This is a genomic window from Yimella sp. NH-Cas1 (assembly GCF_022359705.1).
Lineage (GTDB): Bacteria > Actinomycetota > Actinomycetes > Actinomycetales > Dermatophilaceae > Yimella > Yimella lutea.
The window spans coordinates 2568615-2587131 of sequence record NZ_JAKSGG010000003.1; the positions used below are offsets into that span (position 1 = coordinate 2568615).

The 18517-nt window shown below is 67.8% G+C and carries 21 protein-coding genes; 7 read left to right on the forward strand and 14 right to left on the reverse strand.

What is annotated here, in order from left to right; genetic code table 11:
• Positions 1-36: 36 nt before the first annotated feature.
• The 5 genes from MF407_RS12695 to MF407_RS15930 all read right to left on the reverse strand — a co-directional run bounded on the left by MF407_RS12695 (position 37) and on the right by MF407_RS15930 (position 4362).
• Entirely contained in the window at positions 37-486 is a 450-nt protein-coding gene (locus tag MF407_RS12695; protein WP_141927513.1) for a type II secretion system F family protein, read from the reverse strand.
• Positions 483-1148 carry a hypothetical protein gene (locus tag MF407_RS12700; protein ID WP_239702499.1) on the reverse strand — a complete coding sequence of 222 codons (666 nt, stop codon included), beginning with the start codon at positions 1146-1148 and terminating at the stop codon, positions 483-485. The genes MF407_RS12695 and MF407_RS12700 overlap by 4 nt, the downstream gene beginning before the upstream one ends.
• Entirely contained in the window at positions 1148-2287 is a 1140-nt protein-coding gene (locus tag MF407_RS12705) for a TadA family conjugal transfer-associated ATPase (RefSeq protein WP_239702500.1), read from the reverse strand. The genes MF407_RS12700 and MF407_RS12705 overlap by 1 nt, the downstream gene beginning before the upstream one ends.
• A complete protein-coding gene (locus MF407_RS12710) occupies positions 2284-2973 on the reverse strand; it encodes a hypothetical protein (RefSeq protein WP_239702501.1) in 690 nt (229 codons plus the stop codon). The genes MF407_RS12705 and MF407_RS12710 overlap by 4 nt, the downstream gene beginning before the upstream one ends.
• Positions 2974-3480: 507 nt before the next feature.
• The gene (locus tag MF407_RS15930; protein ID WP_239702502.1) at positions 3481-4362 is read right to left on the reverse strand and encodes a Fic family protein; all 882 of its coding nucleotides are present in this window, start codon (positions 4360-4362) and stop codon (positions 3481-3483) included.
• Between the two features lie 95 nt (positions 4363-4457).
• Here MF407_RS15930 and nhaA point away from each other — a divergent pair, with 95 nt between their 5' ends.
• On the forward strand, positions 4458-5771 hold the full coding sequence (gene nhaA / locus MF407_RS12720) for a Na+/H+ antiporter NhaA (protein WP_129624184.1): 1314 nt from the start codon (positions 4458-4460) through the stop codon (positions 5769-5771).
• A 76-nt stretch (positions 5772-5847) separates the two neighbouring features.
• Positions 5848-6237, forward strand: a complete 390-nt coding sequence (locus tag MF407_RS12725) for a phage holin family protein (protein WP_129624185.1) — start codon at positions 5848-5850, stop codon at positions 6235-6237.
• Positions 6238-6298: 61 nt separating this feature from the next.
• Here the strand turns inward: MF407_RS12725 and MF407_RS12730 are convergent, their stop codons facing one another.
• Both MF407_RS12730 and nth read right to left on the reverse strand, forming a co-directional pair.
• Complete coding sequence (locus MF407_RS12730) at positions 6299-6940, reverse strand: CoA pyrophosphatase (protein ID WP_239702503.1); 642 nt, start codon at positions 6938-6940, stop codon at positions 6299-6301.
• Positions 6937-7698: an endonuclease III gene (gene nth / locus MF407_RS12735; RefSeq protein WP_129624186.1), complete on the reverse strand. Its 762-nt coding sequence runs from the start codon at positions 7696-7698 to the stop codon at positions 6937-6939. The genes MF407_RS12730 and nth overlap by 4 nt, the downstream gene beginning before the upstream one ends.
• Positions 7699-7813: 115 nt before the next feature.
• Between nth and MF407_RS12740 the strand changes: the two genes are divergently transcribed.
• Complete coding sequence (locus MF407_RS12740; protein WP_205744631.1) at positions 7814-8491, forward strand: Crp/Fnr family transcriptional regulator; 678 nt, start codon at positions 7814-7816, stop codon at positions 8489-8491.
• A 2-nt stretch (positions 8492-8493) separates the two neighbouring features.
• Here the strand turns inward: MF407_RS12740 and MF407_RS12745 are convergent, their stop codons facing one another.
• Genes MF407_RS12745 through MF407_RS12765 form a run of 5 tightly spaced genes read right to left on the reverse strand, consistent with a single transcriptional unit; the run spans position 8494 to position 12094 of the window.
• Positions 8494-9285 (reverse strand): MBL fold metallo-hydrolase, encoded by a 792-nt coding sequence (locus MF407_RS12745; protein WP_239702504.1) that lies wholly within the window; start codon positions 9283-9285, stop codon positions 8494-8496.
• 21 nt (positions 9286-9306) lie between these two features.
• Positions 9307-10155, reverse strand: coding sequence for an NUDIX domain-containing protein (locus tag MF407_RS12750; RefSeq protein ID WP_141927512.1), 849 nt, complete (start codon positions 10153-10155; stop codon positions 9307-9309).
• Positions 10155-10616: a RidA family protein gene (locus MF407_RS12755; RefSeq protein WP_141927511.1), complete on the reverse strand. Its 462-nt coding sequence runs from the start codon at positions 10614-10616 to the stop codon at positions 10155-10157. The genes MF407_RS12750 and MF407_RS12755 overlap by 1 nt, the downstream gene beginning before the upstream one ends.
• 6 nt (positions 10617-10622) lie before the next feature.
• On the reverse strand, positions 10623-10775 hold the full coding sequence (locus MF407_RS12760) for a DUF4177 domain-containing protein (RefSeq protein WP_129624190.1): 153 nt from the start codon (positions 10773-10775) through the stop codon (positions 10623-10625).
• A 38-nt stretch (positions 10776-10813) separates the two neighbouring features.
• The gene (locus tag MF407_RS12765) at positions 10814-12094 is read right to left on the reverse strand and encodes an FAD-dependent oxidoreductase (RefSeq protein WP_239702505.1); all 1281 of its coding nucleotides are present in this window, start codon (positions 12092-12094) and stop codon (positions 10814-10816) included.
• A gap of 91 nt (positions 12095-12185) precedes the next feature.
• Here MF407_RS12765 and MF407_RS12770 point away from each other — a divergent pair, with 91 nt between their 5' ends.
• The 3 genes from MF407_RS12770 to MF407_RS12780 are packed head-to-tail and all read left to right on the forward strand — an operon-like array spanning position 12186 to position 15037.
• On the forward strand, positions 12186-12884 hold the full coding sequence (locus MF407_RS12770; protein WP_141927509.1) for an alpha/beta hydrolase: 699 nt from the start codon (positions 12186-12188) through the stop codon (positions 12882-12884).
• A 9-nt stretch (positions 12885-12893) separates the two neighbouring features.
• Positions 12894-13880 carry an ArsA-related P-loop ATPase gene (locus tag MF407_RS12775; RefSeq protein WP_141927508.1) on the forward strand — a complete coding sequence of 329 codons (987 nt, stop codon included), beginning with the start codon at positions 12894-12896 and terminating at the stop codon, positions 13878-13880.
• The gene (locus MF407_RS12780; RefSeq protein WP_141927507.1) at positions 13877-15037 is read left to right on the forward strand and encodes an ArsA family ATPase; all 1161 of its coding nucleotides are present in this window, start codon (positions 13877-13879) and stop codon (positions 15035-15037) included. Before MF407_RS12775 ends, MF407_RS12780 begins: the two co-directional genes overlap by 4 nt.
• A 1-nt stretch (position 15038) precedes the next feature.
• Here MF407_RS12780 and MF407_RS12785 read toward each other — a convergent pair whose 3' ends face one another.
• Positions 15039-15317, reverse strand: a complete 279-nt coding sequence (locus tag MF407_RS12785; RefSeq protein WP_342771365.1) for a WhiB family transcriptional regulator — start codon at positions 15315-15317, stop codon at positions 15039-15041.
• Between the two features lie 305 nt (positions 15318-15622).
• Here MF407_RS12785 and MF407_RS12790 point away from each other — a divergent pair, with 305 nt between their 5' ends.
• Entirely contained in the window at positions 15623-17998 is a 2376-nt protein-coding gene (locus MF407_RS12790; protein ID WP_239702507.1) for a transglycosylase domain-containing protein, read from the forward strand.
• Between the two features lie 52 nt (positions 17999-18050).
• Here the strand turns inward: MF407_RS12790 and MF407_RS12795 are convergent, their stop codons facing one another.
• Positions 18051-18500, reverse strand: coding sequence for a GatB/YqeY domain-containing protein (locus tag MF407_RS12795; protein ID WP_239702508.1), 450 nt, complete (start codon positions 18498-18500; stop codon positions 18051-18053).
• Between the last annotated feature and the right edge of the window lie 17 nt (positions 18501-18517).

Genomic DNA, 18517 nt, shown 5'->3' on the forward strand with positions numbered 1-18517 from the left:
TTGATTCCGACCGGATGTCCTCCGGTGGTCTGTGTCTCACCCGATGCCGTCGAGCGTCGATCGGGCGAGGCTGATCACGACCGGCACCACGGCCAGTAGCGCGAAGGCAGGCAGGAACAGCAGTCCGAGCGGCAGGACGAGCAGCACGCTCAGCCGTCCCACCGCCGCCTCGGAGCGGGCGGCTTCGTTCAGGCGGATCGATTCGGCGGCGTCGTGCAGCAGGCCGCGTGGCGGCAGACCGAGGTCGCCGGCGAGGGCGAAGGCAACTCCGACCGCGGCCCACACCTCGCCCGCCTCGCGCCAGGCGACGGACGGCTCGACGCCCCACCGCAGGGCTGCTTCGACCAGGCGCAGATCGTGCTCGATGCGATCCCTGCTCACCTGCGCGACCGCACCGAGCGCATCGGCCAAGGGGAGGCCGCCACCGAGCGCGATCGCGACGAGATCGATCGCCGCAGCGGCGTCCAAGACCGTGGATTCGCTCATGTCAGTCGCCTCGTGCGGCCGGCGCGGGCGACCAATCTTCTGCACCACCAGCGTCCGGCGACGATCAGCACAACGCCGGGCACGACGGTGACGACGGCCAGCGGAGAGGCGTACACCGACCAGACATCGACGCCGAGCAGGCCGCCGAGCCCGGCTCCGCAGATCGGGAGGCCGGTGAGCAGATTGACGGACGTCACCGGAGCCGCGAGGGCAGACTTGGCACGCGCGGCACGCTCGGTCTCCGAGCGGCGTAACCGGGAGGCCACCGCGAGGGCGTCCGCCAAGGGAGCACCGGTGGAATCGGACAGTGCCCACGCGGACGCAACCGCCCACAGACCCGGATCATCAAGGCTGTCCGCCGCGTCGCGCCACGCCGCTGCGAGATCCCCACCCGACACCGCCGCCGCGTGCAGGCGACCGATCTGCGGCAGTGGTTCGGTCATCGACTGGCCCACTGCGGAGCACGCCGCCGCGCAGGCCAAGGTCGGCGCAGCGCCCGAACGGACCCCGGTCGCGATCGACTCCACCAGCACCGACCACACGTCCAGCGTGGTGCTTGCCGGTCTTTCGGGCCTCAGCCGCCGTGAACGGGGAAGTGTGACTCGAACCGGGGTGAACCACAGCAGCGTTGCCGCGAAGGCCAATACGGTCGCCAGCACCATCACCGGACCGCCCGTCCGAGCACAGATTCGAGGGCAGACAGACCCTCCATCGGGACGGCCTGCCCGGCCTCCCACCGCAGTGCCGGACGGACGCGAAGCTCGCCTTCGTCGACGCCGATGACACCCACCTGGGCCAGACGCCGACCGGCCGGCGTCCGTTGCACATGCACGACCACACGCACCGAACTCGCCAGCTGCGAACGCACGGCCGACGGGGCCATACCGCCCAGGGCACCGAGTGCTTCGAACCGGGAGATGACATCGACTGGCGAGTTCGCGTGCAGCGTGCCGCAGCCGCCCTCGTGACCGGTGTTCAGAGCGCTCATCAGTTCCCGCACCTCGGCACCCCGCACCTCACCCACGACCACTCGGTCGGGGCGCATCCGCAGCGCCTGCCGGACCAGCGCCGCCAGCGTGACCTCGCCGGCACCCTCGACGTTCGGCGGCCGCGATTCCAGTCGCACGACATGCGGGTGCTCGACGATCATTTCCCGAACGTCCTCGACGACCAACAGCCGCTCGGCCGCCGGCACCAGCGCGAGCATCGACGACAGGAGCGTGGTCTTCCCGCTGCCGGTGCCGCCCGTCACGACGAACGCCACCTTCTGTTCGACCAAGGCAGTCAGCAGTCGCTCCCCGAGCGCGTCGGTCAGTCCGCGAGCACACAACTGGGACAGTCCGATTCCGGTGCGACGCGGAATCCGCAGGGAGAGGTGCGGGCCATCGGAGACCAGAGGCGGCAGCATCGCGTGCAGGCGAACACCGCTCGGCAGCTGGCCGTCGACCCAGGGGCTCGCGTCGTCGAGTCGGCGACCGGCGATGGCCGCGAGCCGCACCGCCAGGCGGCGTACCGCGTCCTCGTCGCCCAGGTTGAGGTCGACCGGCTGCAGGCCGTCGCCGCGATCGATCCACACCTGGCCCGGTCCGTTCACCAAGACGTCGGTGACGTCGGGCTCGTCGAGCAACGGCTGCAAGGGGCCGCCACCGAGCACCTCGGCGGTCCACCGCTGTCCGAGCTCTCCGGCGCTGCGCTCACCGAGGACGGCCGCCTCCGCACCGGCGACCGCAGTGATGCGATCCTTCGTCGGCACCTCGCCTGAACGGATGTGCTCCCACATCGTCCGGCCGACGATGCTCATGCCGCGTTCTCCGAACCGACCAGGTCGGCGATCATCCGCTCGGCCGGTGCGCGCAACGATGACCTACGTCGTCCGCAGAGCACTCCCCGCTCGAGGTCACGCCGGTCGGTGCGTCCGACCCGTACCGCTCCGTCGATCGTGTCGAAGTCCTCGCTGCCACCGACACCGTCGCCCAGCAGCAGCGTGCCATGGACGAAGCCGTGTCGTGAGAACCATTGCGCCGCAGCGACTCCGGCCGCGGTCGAGCGCACTTCGTCGCCGGCGATGACCCACAGGCCGTCGCCGGTGCGGTGGATGTCGGCGGACGCGACCGGACTGACGACGTCGATGATCAGCAACGACGCGCTCAACCGCAGCGCGTGCACCGCTGCTCGGACGATGCCGTCCGACACCGGTGAGGCTGCATGCCGGTCATGCGCCAGCACCCGTTCGCCGAGCGGCCCGACCGGCAGTCTGTCGAACAGGCCGTCGGCGTCGAACTCACCATCGGCACCGTCGAGGTCGTGCCAGCGCACCCCCGGCGCGTGTTCGAGACCGAGCAACACATCGCTGCCACCTGACCAGGCAGACAGATCGATGAGCACCGGGGACAGGCCCTGCTCCGCGGCGACACGGACCGTGGCCGCGCGCAAGGGTGCGGCAAACTCGCCACCGACCAGATGCAGAGCACGCGCAAAACCGTTCATGCACCGCATCCGACCCTGCGGGACTGCTGCGCGGCGAGGGGCGGATCACCGGCTGTGAACAACCGACGACCGCTGGTCGGGCTGTGGACAAACCTGAGAGGTGAACAGGGGAAAGCCCCGCCGGGGGGACGACGGGGCCTTCCCGATGCTCCTCGCCCAGGGGGATGGGGACGAACACCGCGCTACGACCATGTTTTGGGAGCGCCGACAGGTCAATCATGCGAGCCGAGGTGGGCAGGGACAAGCGTCCTGACCATCTCCATACCAAGTTCTTACCTTCCCCACAACGGGTGAAAGGTGACCGGACGCGCCGCGCCGGGTTGAAGCCCTGCTCCGAAAGATCGGAGCAGGGCTTCATCGACCGCACCTCTGCAGGGTTACCAAGCGTGCATTTCCCGATTGTCGCCGACCCACAAGGGGTCGAACGAGCGGTTCACTAGTGAACTGCCTTCGCGTGGGTGCCCTGTTCAGTTGCGGTGGTCTTCAGGCTTTCGCCTGAGAACAGGTCTACTCCTGCGTCGGCCGGGAATCAAGAGATGCAGAGGGAGGCGATGTGAGTCTTCCGGCGAGCACTGCGTCGCACACATCGTGCCCGGCTCCCGCCGCCCGGGTGAGAGCCGTCGCTTCGTGCAGGATCCACAACCGCACGCCCTGCGGGTCACCGGATGCGTACGCCGCCAGCCCGCCGTGGTAGTCGGTCTCCATCGAGTGGTGCGCTTGTTCCGGTACCGCGACTCCGGTGGGGTCGAGCCCGCTGCCCCACACCAAGGCGCGTTCGAACGCGCGAGCAACCAGTGCATTGCCATGGACGAACGGGCGTGCCGCCACAAGCTCCGCATGGACGATCGCCGCGACGACGACGGTCGGCAAGTGCGCTGAGCCCTGGAGCAATTCGCACAACTGGGTCAGTCGCTCCCCCGCGTCGGACGCGGACGGCGCCGGGCCCAGTTCGAGCATCTCTCGGCTGTCCTCCGAACCGGTGCGCGGCCGTCCGACCTGGTCCGGCGGAAGTAGATCCGCCATCGCGGCCACGTGCAGCCGGGCCAACGCCTGCCGGGGCGCGGAGGTGACCATCGCTCGCACATGTTCGGCTTCCGCGGTGGCACGCAGGGCCGCACCGATCGTCCGCTCGACAGGGTCCGGGTGCTCCGGCAGCCGGCGCGCCCCACGGAAGACATCGCGCACGAGCGTCACCGACATCTGTGCGCCGTCCAGTGCCGCGCTCGCCGTCGCTCCACGCACACGCGACTCGGCCGACGCCTCCGGGATGCGCCGGCGCAGCGCCGGGTGCCAGCGCAGGGCGGTGCAGGCCTCGCGGGCCGCATCCACCGCCTGCGGCACTTGCGGAAGACGAGCGAGTTGGGCGACTGCAGCATGGACGTCGGACACGCGACAACGGTAGGCCCCGGTAAACTCGAAGCTCATGGTGAGCCGGGAAGTCTGGTCGGCAACGTCCTGACCGACCCCGATCGACAAGAGGCTCGATGACCACTCCCACCCGTCCGAAATTGTTCTCTCGCGGCGAATGGCCCGAAGCGCAGCGCATCGCCGCGCTGCTCCGGCTCGAAACCGTCGGCGGTGCGCTGCTGCTGATCGCGACCGTGCTCGCGCTGATCTGGACCAACTCGCCGTGGCGCGACGCCTACACCTCGTTGTCGAAGACCCACCTCGACATTCCTGCGCTCGGTATCGAGCTCTCGCTCGCGCACTGGGCCGCCGACGGCCTGCTCGCCGTCTTCTTCTTCGTGGTGGGGCTGGAGCTCAAGCACGAGTTCGTGCACGGTGACCTGCGCGACCCCGCGAAGGCGACTGTGCCGATTGTCGCCGCCGCCTGTGGTGTGGCCGTGCCGGCCCTTCTCTATGTCGTCGCCCAGCTCGTGCTCGACGGCAACACAAAGGGGTGGGCGATCCCGACGGCCACCGACATCGCCTTCGCGCTGGCCGTGCTCGCGGTCATCGGCAGTCATCTGCCGTCCGCGCTGCGCTCGTTCCTGTTGACTCTCGCCGTCGTGGACGATCTGATCGCCATCACGATCATCGCGTTGTTCTTCACCTCGGATCTGAACCTGGTCATGCTCGCGCTCGCGATCGTCCCGCTGGCGTTGTTCGGTTGGGTGGCGCGCACCCGCAGTCACCCGTGGTGGCTGTTGATCCCGCTGGGCGTTGCGACGTGGGTGCTGGTCCTGAACTCCGGTATCCACGCGACGATCGCCGGCGTCCTGCTCGGCCTGATCGTTCCGGCCGCCAGGGGCGCAGACGGTCACAGCCTCGGCGAGCGTATCGAGCACCGCGTCCGTCCCCTGTCGGCCGGCTTCTGCGTGCCGGTGTTCGCGTTCTTCGCAGCCGGTGTCAGCTTCGTCGGCGGCGACATCCTGGCCGCGCTGACCGACCCCATCACCATCGGGATCATGGTCGGCCTCGTCGTCGGCAAGGTGATCGGCATCTTCGGTTCGACGTACGTGCTCGCCAGGTTCACCCGCGCCGACCTCGACGACGACCTCGCCTGGTCCGATGTGTTCGGTCTCTCATTGCTGGCCGGTATCGGCTTCACGGTGTCGCTGCTGATCGGCGAGCTCGCGTTCGGCCCCGGCAGCGAGGCCGACGAGCACGTGAAGATCGGGGTGCTTCTCGGCTCGCTCACCGCGGCATTGCTGGCAACGATCGTGTTGCGTCGCCGCGACAAGGTCTACAAGCGCATCCACGAGCAGGAGTCGCGCGACGACGACCTCGATGGCATCCCGGACGTCTACCAGCGTGCTCAGGACGGTGGACGCGCAGGGACCACGGGCGCGAAGTGAACGCTAGGGTAGGTGCGATGTCACGCCGGAAAACGGCGTAGTTAACCGTCCCCGGCAAGTCTCGGAGGGAATTCGAATGGCCCAGGAGCGCACACTCGGTCAGCTGGTCGCTGATGCGTCGCAGGATCTTCAGTCGATCGTCAAGGGTGAGATCGCCCTTGCCAAGATGGAGATCAAGTCAGACGTCAGCAAGGGCGGCAAGGGTGCAGGCCTGCTCGTCGGCGCAGGGATCTTCGGTCTCTTCACGCTCGGCTTCCTGCTCACTGCCGGCGCATGGGGCCTGTTCGCTGCGGGCCTTCCGCGTTGGGCGGCCTTCCTGATCGTCGGTGGCGTGCTGCTGCTGATCACGCTGATCCTCGCCCTGATGGGCAAGAGCGCGCTGAGCAAGATGCAGGGCAAGCCGGTCAAGACGATCGACAACGCGGAGAAGACGATTGCCGCGCTGAAGCCGCCGAAGGCTTCCTGACTCAAGACACGAAGTCCCCGGACCCGCGAGGGACCGCAGACTTCGTGTTTGTGTCAGAGCATCAACGGAGCAGGAAGCGTGCAGGCACCGGACGTTCGTCCTCGACATCCCAGGGCTGCTCCAGGCCGGCGAGCTTGAGGACGGCGTCGAGCAGGATCGCGGTGAAACCCCAGACGTAGAGGCCGTCGACCTCGAATGCCGGAGCCTTGAAGGTGCGGGCCGGGTGGACGGCACTGAACCGGTTGGCCGGATCGGTGAGGTCCGACAGGGCGACACGCACCACGCGGTCGACCTCTTGCCGGCTCTTGGCGTGGATCTCGCCCGGGTCGTGCCACCACCCGATCACCGGGGTGACGTGGTAGCCGGTGACGGTGAGCGGTACGGGTGCCAACTCGCCCAGCACGGTGACCTCGGACGCATCGAGGTCGACCTCCTCGTGGGCCTCGCGCAGCGCGGCCGCTGTCGCGTCGGCGTCCGTCGGGTCGATGCCGCCGCCGGGGAACGACACCTGGCCGGGATGCTTGCGCATCACCTCCGAGCGCTGGGTGAGCAGCACGTCCTCGCCTGCGTCGGGGTGCGGGGCGAAGAGGATCAGCACCGCCGAGCGCCGCCCCTCGGGCAGGCCGAAGGAGTTGAAGAACGAGTCGTCGGCGCCCGCCCGCTCCATCAACCTCGGCAGCCAGGCCGGGACGGGAGCGGTCACGAGGAGTACTCCGCGCGCAGGCGTGCGAGGTCGTCCTCACGCCCGGGCGCCAGTTCGAACTTCAACAGCTTGCGCGCCTTGTCCTCGTCGATCTCGCCCTCGCCGTAGGACGGGCACCACCGCGCGACCGGGCACGCACCGCACGCCGGACGCTTGGCGTGACAGATGCGTCGGCCGTGGAAGATCAGCACGTGGCTGAGCATCGTCCACTCCTTGCGCGGGAACAGCTCACCGATCGCGTGCTCGACCTTCACCGGGTCGGTCTCGTCGGTCCAGCCGAGCCGTCGGGCGACCCGGCCGAAGTGGGTGTCGACCGTGATGCCCGGGACGTCGAAAGCATTGCCCAGCACGACGTTCGCGGTCTTGCGGCCCACACCGGGCAGGGTGACGAGGTGGGCGAGCTTGTTCGGCACCTCGCCCCCGAATCGTTCGACCAGCACCTGGCCGAGTGTCTGCACCGAGTTCGCCTTGGCCCGGAAGAACCCGGTGGGACGCAACAGCTCCTCCAGTTCGGTGCGATCGGCCTCCGCGAGCGCTTTCGCGTCGGGGTAGCGCTCGAACAGCACCGGCGTCACCTTGTTGACCCCGACGTCCGTCGTCTGGGCCGACAGGATCGTCGCCACGAGCAGTTGCAGCGGCGTCTCGAAGTCGAGTTCACAGTGCGCGTACGGGTAGAAGTCGGCGAGCACCCGGTAGGTCTTGCGAGCGCGCCGGGTGCGAGCCACCGGTGTCTCGTTCTCGATGTCGATCGGCTTCACGTGACTCACCCTAGAGACCGATGGCGACACCCGGCTCCCCGCGGGAGTGCGGGATCATCAGCCACCCGGCCGAGGCGGACGTGAAATACACCACTGCCGTGGCAGACTGACCCTCGTGGACACCCAATCCGTGCGCAAAGCACCTCTCTTCGCAGCGTTGGACGACCAGGCGGCCGAGGCGCTGCTGGAGTCGATGACCCGCACCAAGGTGCCCCGCGGGCAGGAACTGTTCCACGAGGGCGATCAGGGCGACTCGCTCTACGTGATCACCGACGGCAAGGTGAAGCTGGGCCGACGCTCCCCCGACGGACGCGAGAACCTGCTGGCCATCCTCGGCCGCGGCGAGATGCTCGGTGAGCTGTCGCTGTTCGACCCGGGCGCCCGCACCGCCACCGCGACCGCCGTCGCCGACACCGAACTCGTCGGCATCGGCCACCAGGCGATGAGCGACTTCCTGAGCAGCCGCCCCGAAGTGGCGATGACCATGCTCACCGCGCTGGCCCGCCGGTTGCGCCGCACCAACGAGGCCCTCGGCGACCTCGTGTTCACCGACGTCCCCGGACGCGTCGCCAAGGCCTTGCTGGACCTCTCCCTGCGTTTCGGCAAGCCGGTGGACGAAGGCGTGCTGGTCGCGCACGACCTCACCCAGGAGGAGCTCGCCCAGCTGGTCGGCGCTTCCCGTGAGACGGTCAACAAGGCCCTCGCCGATTTCTCCGCGCGCGGTTGGGTCAAGCTCGAGGCTCGCGCGGTGACGCTGCTGGACGTCGAGCGGCTGCAGCGCCGCAGCCGCTAGGTTCAACGCTGGAGTTCGAGGTACTCCAACTGCGCCTGCACGGTCGCCTTGGCCGCCGGCCAGACGTCCTTGGACACATCGGCGTACACCAGTTCGACGATCGCCTGGGCGAGGTCCTCGGTGTCCGGGTCGGAGTCCTTGAGCGCAGCGCGCACCTGCTCGAGACGCTCGGCGCGGTGCTTGCGGTAGAAGTCGATGACCGCTGCCGCATCGGTCGTGGCCGGCCCGTGGCCGGGGGCGAGCAACGAACCACCCTCGGACGCCGCCGCGTAAAGCGCTTCGAGCGAGGCCAGGTAGCTGGTCAGGTTCCCGTCGGGGTGCGCCACGATCGAGGTGCCGCGTCCCAGCACGGTGTCGCCGGTGAGCAGCAGACGCTCCTCGTCCCAGGCGAAGGACACGGAGTCCTTGGTGTGGCCGGGCGTCACCAGTACGCGAAGGTCGATGTCGCCCGACGAGATCCGGTCGCCGTCCTCGAAGGACTCGCCGCGGCCGGCGCCACGCACGGGTGAACCGGTGCGCTCCACCCATAGGGGCACGCCCTCGTCGTGGTCGAAGTGACCGTGGGTCACCAATGTCAGCGCAACGCGGGCGCCGATCTGCTCGACGTAGTTCTCGACCGCGGTGAGGTGCTCCTCGTCGAGCGGGCCTGGGTCGACGACGATCACCTCGTCGGTCGAGGTCGAGTGCAGCACCCAGGTGTTGGTGCCCTCCAACGTCATCGGTCCCGGGTTGGGGCACAGGATCACTGCGGAGCGGTCGCTGACGGCGCCGCCGGTCCAAACAACTTCGGTCATGAATGAACGGTAACCGTCGGATCACCCGTAATACCGGGTGCGGAGCCGAACTCCTTCGGGTCCCATCTCGGCAACCGGCATGACGGTCATCAGCGGCGGACGAAGGCGCACCATCGCCTGCGCGTCCGGGGCCCGTCGGATGCGTTCCAGCTGCAACTCGGTCGGTGGCAACATCACGGCATCGCCGGACTCCAGATCGGCCAACAGATCGGCGGGGCGCACCCACCGGCTGATGTCGGACTCGGTGGTCTGGTCGTCGGCGTCCTGCCCGTCGGGCATGAGCGCGGCGAAGAACCAGGTGTCGTACCGCTTGGGCTCGAACTCCGGCGTCACCCAGTGATCCTGCGCCTGCAGCAGATCTGTCCGCAGGGTCATGCCGCGCTGTTGCAGCAGCTGCGCGAACGACACCTCCCTGGCAAGAAGCGCTGCGCGGTCGGCGTCCCGCTCGGGGTGCTCGTCCGGCGACACGATCGCGTCGTCGCCGCGTGCGGCGAGCAGCACTCCGGACTCCTCGAAGACCTCCCGAGCGGCCGCGACGACCAGGGAGGTCGCGACGTCGACGGGTTCGCCGAGACGCTCGCTCCACTCCTGCGGCGAGGGCCCGGCCCACGCCGGCAACACATGCGCGTCGCGGTCGTCGACGCCTCCGCCGGGGAAGACCCACATCGACGGCGCGAATGCCATCGTGGCGACCCGGCGCATCATGAAGACCTCGACCCCACCGGGCTCGTCACGCAGCAGCATGACGGTGGCGGCCCGCCGGGCTTGCACCCCGCCCGGCGAACCCGCGTGGACCCAGTCCGACGCGAGCCCGCCGAGTTTCGGGGCAGGCTGCCACAGGCGTTCGATCACCCGCGGCTGGTCGTTCATCAGTCGCGCACCGACACCGTGACTTCGACCTCGACGGGCGCGTCGAGCGGCAGCACTGCGACGCCGACGGCCGAGCGGGCGTGCGCGCCGTTCTCACCGAACGCCTTGGCGAACAGTTCGCTGGCACCGTTGATCACGGCCGGCTGACCGGTGAACGAGGGGTCGCTGGCCACGAAGCCAACGACCTTGACCACGCGCACGCTGTCGAGGTCGTCGACGATGCTCTTCACCGCAGCGATCGCGTTCAGTGCGCAGGTCTGAGCCAGCTGGGCGGCGTCCTCGGGCGAGACTTCGGCACCGACCTTGCCGGTTGCGGCGAGCTTGCCGTCGACCATCGGCAACTGGCCGGAGGTCATCACGATGTTGCCGTCACGGATCGCCGGCACGTATGCGGCGACGGGGGCGGCGACTGCGGGGACGGTCAGCCCGAGTTCGGACAGCCGGTTCTCGACTTCGGACATCTGGGATCAGCCCTTCTGGCGCTTGAGGTAGGCGACGAGGTTGCCGTTGTCACCGGTGAGGACCTGCACCAGCTCCCAGCCGTCCTCACCCCATTGGTCGAGGATCTGCTTGGTGGCGTGGACGATCAACGGGACGGTGGCGTACTCCCACTTGGTCATGGCGATTCCTGTCTGAAGAGAGAAGCTGGTCGGTTCGATTATCGCGTCGGTGAGAAGGGCGTGAGTTCGCAGGGCACCTGACCGGTGACCATCTGCTCGGCGAGCAGCCTGCCGGACAGCGGGCCGAGGGTGATGCCCCACATGCCGTGGCCGCCGTTGACGTAGACACCCGGCACCTTGGTCTCGCCGATCAGGGGCAGACCGTCGACGGTCACCGGACGGCCGCCGACCCAGACGTCCTGCTGGTCGTCCCAGTTCACTCCGGTGAGCAACGGTTCGCCGCTGCGGCGAATGGCGGCCACGCGGTCGGCGCTCAGCGGGTCCTCGGTGCCGGCGAACTCCATCGTCCCGCCGACCCGCAGCCGATCGCCAAGCGGCGTGCACGCCACCCGCTCGTGCGGGAAGTAGACCGGGCACGGCACCGGACGCGCGTTCTCGTCGGTGACCGAGACGGAGAAGCTGTAGCCGCGGCCGGCCCGCACCGGCACACGGACGCCACATGTCTTGGCGAGCTCGGGCAGCCAGGCACCGGTGGCGATCACGACGGCGTCACCGGACACCGGCTCGCCGCTCATCATCTCGACGGTCACTCCGCCGGGGCCGTGACGCAGGGCGCGAGCGTTCGCACCGATGACCAGTCGTCCGCCACGCTCCTGCACGGCCTGCGCCAGCGCGTCGACGTACTCGCCGGGGTTGATGTAACGCTGTCCGCCGAGTCGGATCGCCTTCTCCACGTCGGGGCTGATGATCGGCAGTTCAGCCCGCAGGGTGGCGTTGTCGACCTCGGTGGCCTCGAGGTCGAGGCCTGCTTCGTGGATGAGTTCGATCTCGTGCTCGAGGCCCTTCGCGTCCTCGGCCCTGCGGAACGCTGCCATGATCGGCGCCTCGTGGGACCTCGCCGCGACACCGTTGCTCTCGAGTTCGTCGTACGCACCGATGGCCAGACGGTTCACCGGCACGAAGAGGTCCATCGTCTTCCTCCACTGACCCGGGGTGCAGCGGCGGGCGAACCCGAGCAGGAAGGACGCGAGCCGGACGTCAGGCTTCAGCGGGATGAACAGCGGAGAGTCCGGGTCGAGCACGGCCTTCAGCCCGTACTTGAGCACCGACGGGTCCGAGAGCGGCACGCACAGACCCGGCGAGATCCACCCCGCGTTGCCCCACGAACTACCCGCCGCAACACCCGACCGCTCGATGACAGTGACCTGCACGCCGTGCTCCTGCAAGTACCAGGCGGTCGACAGACCGACCATCCCGGCTCCGACGACGACGACGTGCGGTGTGCCCGATCCGCTCAGTGGGCGGAGGACGTTGGCCATGCTTGACTCTCCCTAGAACGCGCAAACCATTGCGACGCTAGCACCGGTGAGACACCCTTCACATCGGGCCTTGCCTACCGAGGAGTACCCCGTGGACCGCCTGCCCGACGAGCCGGCCCGGGGGCCGGATCGCACCCTCCCGTACGGCCCGGCCGCGGACCAGGTGATCGACCGCTACGACGGATCGGGCCCGGGCCTGGTCGTGCTGGTGCACGGTGGATTCTGGAAACCCGCGTACGACCGCGAGCACCTTCGTCCGATGGCGGCCGCCTTGAGCGACAACGGTTTCGAGGTCTCACTCGTCGAATACCGACGTCCCGAGAGCGGGCGGTGGCCGGTCATTTCGGCCGACATCCGTGCGGCATTGGCACACCTGGGCGGCGTACCGGCGGTGATCGTCGGACACTCCGCCGGCGGACAGCTCGCGGTCTGGTCGTTGCACCAACCCGAAGGTGCCGGACTCGTCGGTGCGGTCAGCCTGGCCGGCTGTCTCGACCTGCGCTCGGCAGACCACGACGGGCTCGGCGCCGGCGCAGTGCGAGCGTTGTTCGACGGTGCGCCACCATCGAACGCCGACCCCATCCGGCTCCCGCCTCGGCAGCCGGTCGTGGCGGTCCACGGGGACGCGGATCTCGACGTCCCGATCGAGATCTCGCGCCACTACGCGCAGCGCACCGGAGCCCGACTGGTGGAGATTCCCGGCGCCGATCACTGGCCGCTCATCACGCCCGGAACCGATGCGTTCGACGTCACGATCGATTCGATCCGGACGCTGTTCGCCCGCAGCTAGGGTGACTCCATGACCTGGGACGGCGCGCGTGTGCACATCGTGACCGGCAAGGGCGGCACCGGCAAGACAACCGTCGCCGGCGCGCTCGCCCTTGCACTGGCCGACCGCGGCAAACAGGTCCTGCTCGCCGAAGTCGAGAGCCGGCAGGGCATCAGTCAACTGCTCGACATCCCGCCGTTGGGAGAGGTCGAGACGCGAGTGGCGCGCGGCGCGGACGGCGGCAGCGTCTGGGGCATCTCGGTCGATGCGAAGGCGGCGCTGCTGGAGTACCTGCAGATGTTCTACAAGCTCGGCATGGCCGGCGGGATGCTGGAACGGTTCGGCGTGATCGACTTCGCGACCACGATCGCACCGGGCGTGCGCGACGTCCTGCTCATCGGCAAGGTCTACGAAGCCGCCCGCCGACGCACCTCCCGGCGCGGTGTCCGCCACGACCAGATCTACGACGCGATCGTGCTCGACGCACCACCCACCGGACGCATCGGACGCTTCCTCAACGTCAACCAGGAGGTCGCCGGGCTGGCGAAGGTCGGACCGATCAAGTCGCAGGCCGAATCGATCATGCAGTTGCTGACCGGCCCGGACACGCTCGTCCATCTGGTCACGTTGCTGGAGGAGATGCCGGTGCAGGAGACGCTCGACGCCGCCGGCGAACTGCGGGGCTTAGGACTCTCGATCGGAAATGTCGTGGTCAATCAGGAGCGCGCGGACGTGCTCAGCAAGCGCGCGCTGGCGCATCTGCAGTCCGACGACGCCGACCTCGCAGACCTCGAATCAGACCTGGCCGCAAGCGGATTGCGCGTCGGCCCGACTCTGGTCAACGGACTCGTCCAAGCCGGACGCGACCTCGGTGACCGACTCGACCTGCAGGCCGAGGAACTCGCCGACCTGCGCGCGCTCGATCGTCCGATCGTGCACCTGCCGTTCGTCCCCGGCGGCGTCGATGCCGGCGGCCTGCGCCACCTGTCCGCCGCACTGATGGAAGGTGTGCGATGAGCAGCGAGTTCTCGATCGACGACCTGTTGCACGACGAGGCGATCCGTACCATCGTTTGCTGCGGCTCCGGCGGTGTGGGCAAGACCACGACGTCCGCCGCGATCGCGATCCGTGCCGCCGAACAGGGACGCCGCGTCGCGGTACTGACGATCGACCCCGCGAAGCGATTGGCGCAGGCGATCGGTCTCGAGCACCTCGACAACGAACCCGAGCCGGTCACGACCATCGATGCCTCGGCGGGCGGATCGCTCGACGCGATGATGCTCGACATGAAGCGCACCTTCGATGAGGTGGTGATCCGGCACGCCGCACCGGAGAAGGTTCAGCAGATTCTCGACAACCCCTTCTACCAAGCCGTTTCCAGTTCCTTCGCCGGCACCCAGGAGTACATGGCGATGGAGCGACTCGGTCAGCTCATGAGCGAGACGGCTGCCGACGGAGAGCTGCGATGGGACCTCGTCGTCGTCGACACTCCCCCGTCGCGTTCGGCGCTGGACTTCCTGGACGCCCCCGAGCGCTTGGGCACCTTCCTGGACGGTCGCTTCATCCGCTTGATGACGGCGCCGGCCCGAGCAGGTGGCCGGGCCTATCTGAAGCTGATGAGTGTCGGCGTCTCGTCGGTGACGACCGTGATGTCGAAGATCCTCGGTGCCCAATTACTTTCGGACGCACAGACATTCATCGCCGCACTGGAGACGATGTTCGGTGGGTTCCGCGAGCGTGCCGACCATACGTACGCGCTGCTGAAAGATCCGGCAACAGCCTTCGTCGTCGTCGCGACCCCGGAACGGGACGCACTGCGAGAGGCCGCGTACTTCGTCGACCGTCTGGAGGAGGACGGCATGCCGTTGGCCGGGCTGGTGGTCAACCGGGTGCAAATGACGTACGTGCCGTCGGTCAATGCAGCGCGAGCACTTAGCGCAGCGGACGCGATGGACGAGGTACCGGACCGGTCAAGCGGATGGCGACCGACGGACACCGCCGCACTGCTTCGGCTGCACGCTGATGTCACCGAACTCGGCGTGCGGCACGCCGAGGCGATCGACCGATTCCGATTACTGCACCCGCAGGTGCCGGTCGGCCAGGTGGCCGCAGCAGGTCACGACGTCAACGACATCGCGGAACTACGCGAGATCGGCGAGGAACTCGCCGGCTGAGTCAGCCCAAGCCGTCGGCACGCGCAGCACGGAACAACTGAGCCCAGGACTTCACCTCAGGGCGACGACGAAGCAGCGCACGGCGCTCGCGTTCGGTCATGCCACCCCAGACGCCGTACTCGGTGCGGTTGTCGAGCGCATCGGCCAGGCACTCGGCCACGACCGGGCAGCGCTGGCAGATCACCTTGGCGCTCTGCTGAGCAGCCCCCTTGGCGAAAAGGTCGTCGGGACTACCGGCTCGGCAGGACGCACGTCCGGCCCAGTTCTCGTCCCACATCACGGTGTCGGGTGCAACAACGGTCACAGCTGCCTCCTCGGGCACTGCTGGACATTCCGCCCCGCCAACGCGCCCCCGTGTCACCGCGAACTGCATGCGGAGACCACGTCTTCGTTGGAGGACCCGGGTATCCAGGTCATCTGTCCTACTAATCGCGATAATACAAGCGGCGTCACGTTGTGGGAAGACCCAATCTTTACCTTCTTTTTGTTATCCTTCGCCGCAACCCTGGCGCACGTCCCCTGGCCGATGTTCACGCGAAACGCGGATTCCGGGCTTACCCAGGTCGGCGGGTTACCCTTCCTTCCATGCGCCAAACCTCCCGGATCGCCAGCGTCATGTCTATGCTCGGCGGCTTCGTCGCGGTCGCCATGACGATGGGCCTGCTGACGGCCGGTCTCGTCATCCCCGCGGTGGGTGTCGCGGGCCAGGCGACCAACAACGGCATCAAGATGTTCAACCAGATGCCGGCCGACTTCCAGATGAACCCGTTGGCCCAGCAATCCCGCATCCTCGCCTCCGACGGCACCGTGATCGGCACACCGTTCAACGAGAACCGAATCGTGGTGCCGCTGAACAAGATCGCACCGGTGATGCAGCAGGCGCAGGTGGCGATCGAGGACGAGCGCTTTTTCGAGCACGGCGGTGTCGACCCCAAGGGTCTGCTGCGCGCGATCAGCACCAACATCCTGAGCGCCGGCACCCAGGGTGCCTCGACCCTCACCCAGCAGTACGTGAAGGTCGCCCTGCAGAACAAGGCGCTGGCCTCCGGCAACAAGGACGCCGCAGCGGCGTCCGTCGCCCGATCGGGCATGCAGGGGTACGTGCGAAAGCTGCAGGAACTGAAGTACGCGGTGTCTCTGGAGCAGAAGTACACCAAGCAGCAGATCCTGGACGGATACCTCAACCTCGTGTACTTCGGCGACCAGCAGTACGGCGTCGAGGCCGCGGCCCGCCACTACTACGGCCGCTCCGCCTCGCAGCTCACTCTGCCGCAGGCCGCCACGCTGGCCGGCGTGGTGAACGCGCCCGGCGTCACCGACCCGATCAACAACCCGGAGGCGGCCACCAAGCGCCGCAACCAGGTGCTCGGCAAGATGTATGCCCAGCAGATGATCTCCTACAAGCAATACACGGACGCGACCAGCCACGATCTGAAGTCCGACCTCAAGGTCACCAACATCAGCAGTTCGTGCGCCAGCTCGAAGTACCCGTACTTCTGTTACTACGTCTACAACTGGCTGCTCAACGAGTCGTCGCTCGGCAAGACCCGCAAGGAGCGCGAGGCCGCGCTCAAGGGTGGCGGCCTGACGATCCAGACCTCGTTCGACCCCAAGCTGGCGGCCAAGATGGACAAGGACATCAAGTCGAAGGTGCCGGTCGCGAACTCCGAGAACGTGCAGGCCGCAGCGCTGACGATCCAGCCGGGCACCGGGCTGGTCCTCGCGACCGGTCAGAACACCGCGTACAGCAACAACACCACCGCCGGGAAGAGCGCGATCAACTACACCGTCCCGCTGAACATGGGCGGTGGCCAGGGCTTCACGATCGGCTCCACCGCGAAGTTCTTCGCGATCGTGAGCGCGGTCCAGCAGGGTCGTGACATCGAGGGCGACATCAACGTTCCGAAGTTCAGCGGCAAGGACAAGAACGGAAACTTCGTCCGGTTCACCAACAAGCAGTTCCCGGGTGAATGCGGACTAGCTCCCGGTGAGAACTGGGACGTCCACAACTCCGAAGGTCACGAATCCGGTGGACCGATGCCGATCATCGAGGCGACCGCCGGTTCGATCAACACCGCGTTCGCCCAGCTCGTCTCCGAACTCGGCGCCTGCGACGTGCACGCGACGATGACCAAGATGGGAGTGCGCAACGGTGACGGCACTGAGATCGGCAAGTCGCCCTCCGGCATCATCCTCGGCTCGGAGCCGGTGACGGCTCTGGACCTCGCGAACGCCTACGCAACCGTGGCCGCGGACGGCGTCTACTGCACCCCGCGTCCGGTCAAGTCGATCGCCGACGCGAACGGCAAGCAGTTGAAGCTGGCCCAGGCCGGCTGCAAGCAACTGCTCTCCAAGGACGTCGCACGTACCGTGACGAAAGTCTTCGAGAACGTGATGAAGCCGGGTGGTACCGCCTACGCGTCTCGTCTCGCAGGGGATCGTCCGGCAGCCGGCAAGACCGGCACCGTGGAAGGCGCCACCCAGAGCTGGTTCGCCGGCTACACCCCGGAACTGGCGACGGCCGTGTGGGTCGGCCACGCCGACAACGAGAAGACGCTGAAGGACGTCCGGCTCGGCGGCAAGTACTACGACGGCTACCTCTACGGTTCGACGATCGCCGCGCCCATCTGGAAGACGATCATGGACGACGCGCTCCGGGGCAAACCGGAGAGGAAGTTCGCCGCTCCGTCGTCGGAGTTCCTGGACGGTAACAAGGTGCGCGTCCCCAATGTCAAGGGACAGACGCCCGACAACGCGACGTCCATGCTGGAGTCGGCCGGCTTCAAGGTGAAGCAGGGGCCGGCCCAGGACGCCCGGCTGTTCGAGGGTCTGATCATGGGCTCGACACCTGCGAGCGGCGAGAAGGTGGCCAAGGGTGCGACGATCACGATCTACCCGAGCACCGGACGTCGTCCCTCGTCCACCCAGCCGACGATCGCGCCGGCTGTCTCACCGAACTGATCAGCCCGTTCACGAAAGGCCCCGCCATCGGCGGGGCCTTTCGTTTCTCGCCTCAGCTGAGCGCGCGCTTCACGGCTGCGGCGATCTTGCCGCCGTCCGCGCGACCGGCGATCTTGGGCTGGAGGATCTTCATGACATTGCCCATGCCGCCCATGTTGGTGGCGCCGGACTCGGCGACGGCTTCGGCGACCATCTGGTCGAGTTCGGCGTCGCTGAGCTGGGCGGGCAGATACTTCTCGAGTACGACGAGTTCGGCGCGCTCCTGCTCGGCGAGCTCGGGACGGTTCGCTGCGTCATAGGCATCCGCGGCCTCGCGACGCTTCTTGGCCTCTTTGGTGATGACCTTGAGCGTCTCGTCGTCGGTCAGTTCCTTGGCGGTGTCACCGGAAACCTCAGCGGTCTTCACGGCGGCGATCGTCATACGCAACGTACCGGCGGTCACCTTGTCGCGGCTCTTCATCGCTTGGTTGAGGTCGGACTGGAGCGTCTGCTTGAGCGTCATGGGTTCAGTGTCCCACT

Excerpts from the sequence above, each read along its gene's own strand:
- MF407_RS12780 (WP_141927507.1), top strand. The coding sequence starts at position 13,877 with ATGAGCAGCGAGTTCTCGATCGACGACCTGTTGCACGACGAGGCGATC.
- MF407_RS12725 (WP_129624185.1), top strand. The coding sequence starts at position 5,848 with ATGGCCCAGGAGCGCACACTCGGTCAGCTGGTCGCTGATGCGTCGCAG.
- MF407_RS12755 (WP_141927511.1), bottom strand. The coding sequence starts at position 10,616 with ATGTCCGAAGTCGAGAACCGGCTGTCCGAACTCGGGCTGACCGTCCCC.
- MF407_RS12700 (WP_239702499.1), bottom strand. The coding sequence starts at position 1,148 with ATGGTGCTGGCGACCGTATTGGCCTTCGCGGCAACGCTGCTGTGGTTC.
- MF407_RS12765 (WP_239702505.1), bottom strand. The coding sequence starts at position 12,094 with ATGGCCAACGTCCTCCGCCCACTGAGCGGATCGGGCACACCGCACGTC.
- MF407_RS12760 (WP_129624190.1), bottom strand. The coding sequence starts at position 10,775 with ATGACCAAGTGGGAGTACGCCACCGTCCCGTTGATCGTCCACGCCACC.
- MF407_RS12750 (WP_141927512.1), bottom strand. The coding sequence starts at position 10,155 with ATGAACGACCAGCCGCGGGTGATCGAACGCCTGTGGCAGCCTGCCCCG.
- MF407_RS12705 (WP_239702500.1), bottom strand. The coding sequence starts at position 2,287 with ATGAGCATCGTCGGCCGGACGATGTGGGAGCACATCCGTTCAGGCGAG.
- MF407_RS12710 (WP_239702501.1), bottom strand. The coding sequence starts at position 2,973 with ATGAACGGTTTTGCGCGTGCTCTGCATCTGGTCGGTGGCGAGTTTGCC.
- MF407_RS12795 (WP_239702508.1), bottom strand. The coding sequence starts at position 18,500 with ATGACGCTCAAGCAGACGCTCCAGTCCGACCTCAACCAAGCGATGAAG.
- nhaA (WP_129624184.1), top strand. The coding sequence starts at position 4,458 with ATGACCACTCCCACCCGTCCGAAATTGTTCTCTCGCGGCGAATGGCCC.
- MF407_RS12775 (WP_141927508.1), top strand. The coding sequence starts at position 12,894 with ATGACCTGGGACGGCGCGCGTGTGCACATCGTGACCGGCAAGGGCGGC.
- MF407_RS12695 (WP_141927513.1), bottom strand. The coding sequence starts at position 486 with ATGAGCGAATCCACGGTCTTGGACGCCGCTGCGGCGATCGATCTCGTC.
- MF407_RS12790 (WP_239702507.1), top strand. The coding sequence starts at position 15,623 with ATGCGCCAAACCTCCCGGATCGCCAGCGTCATGTCTATGCTCGGCGGC.
- MF407_RS12745 (WP_239702504.1), bottom strand. The coding sequence starts at position 9,285 with ATGACCGAAGTTGTTTGGACCGGCGGCGCCGTCAGCGACCGCTCCGCA.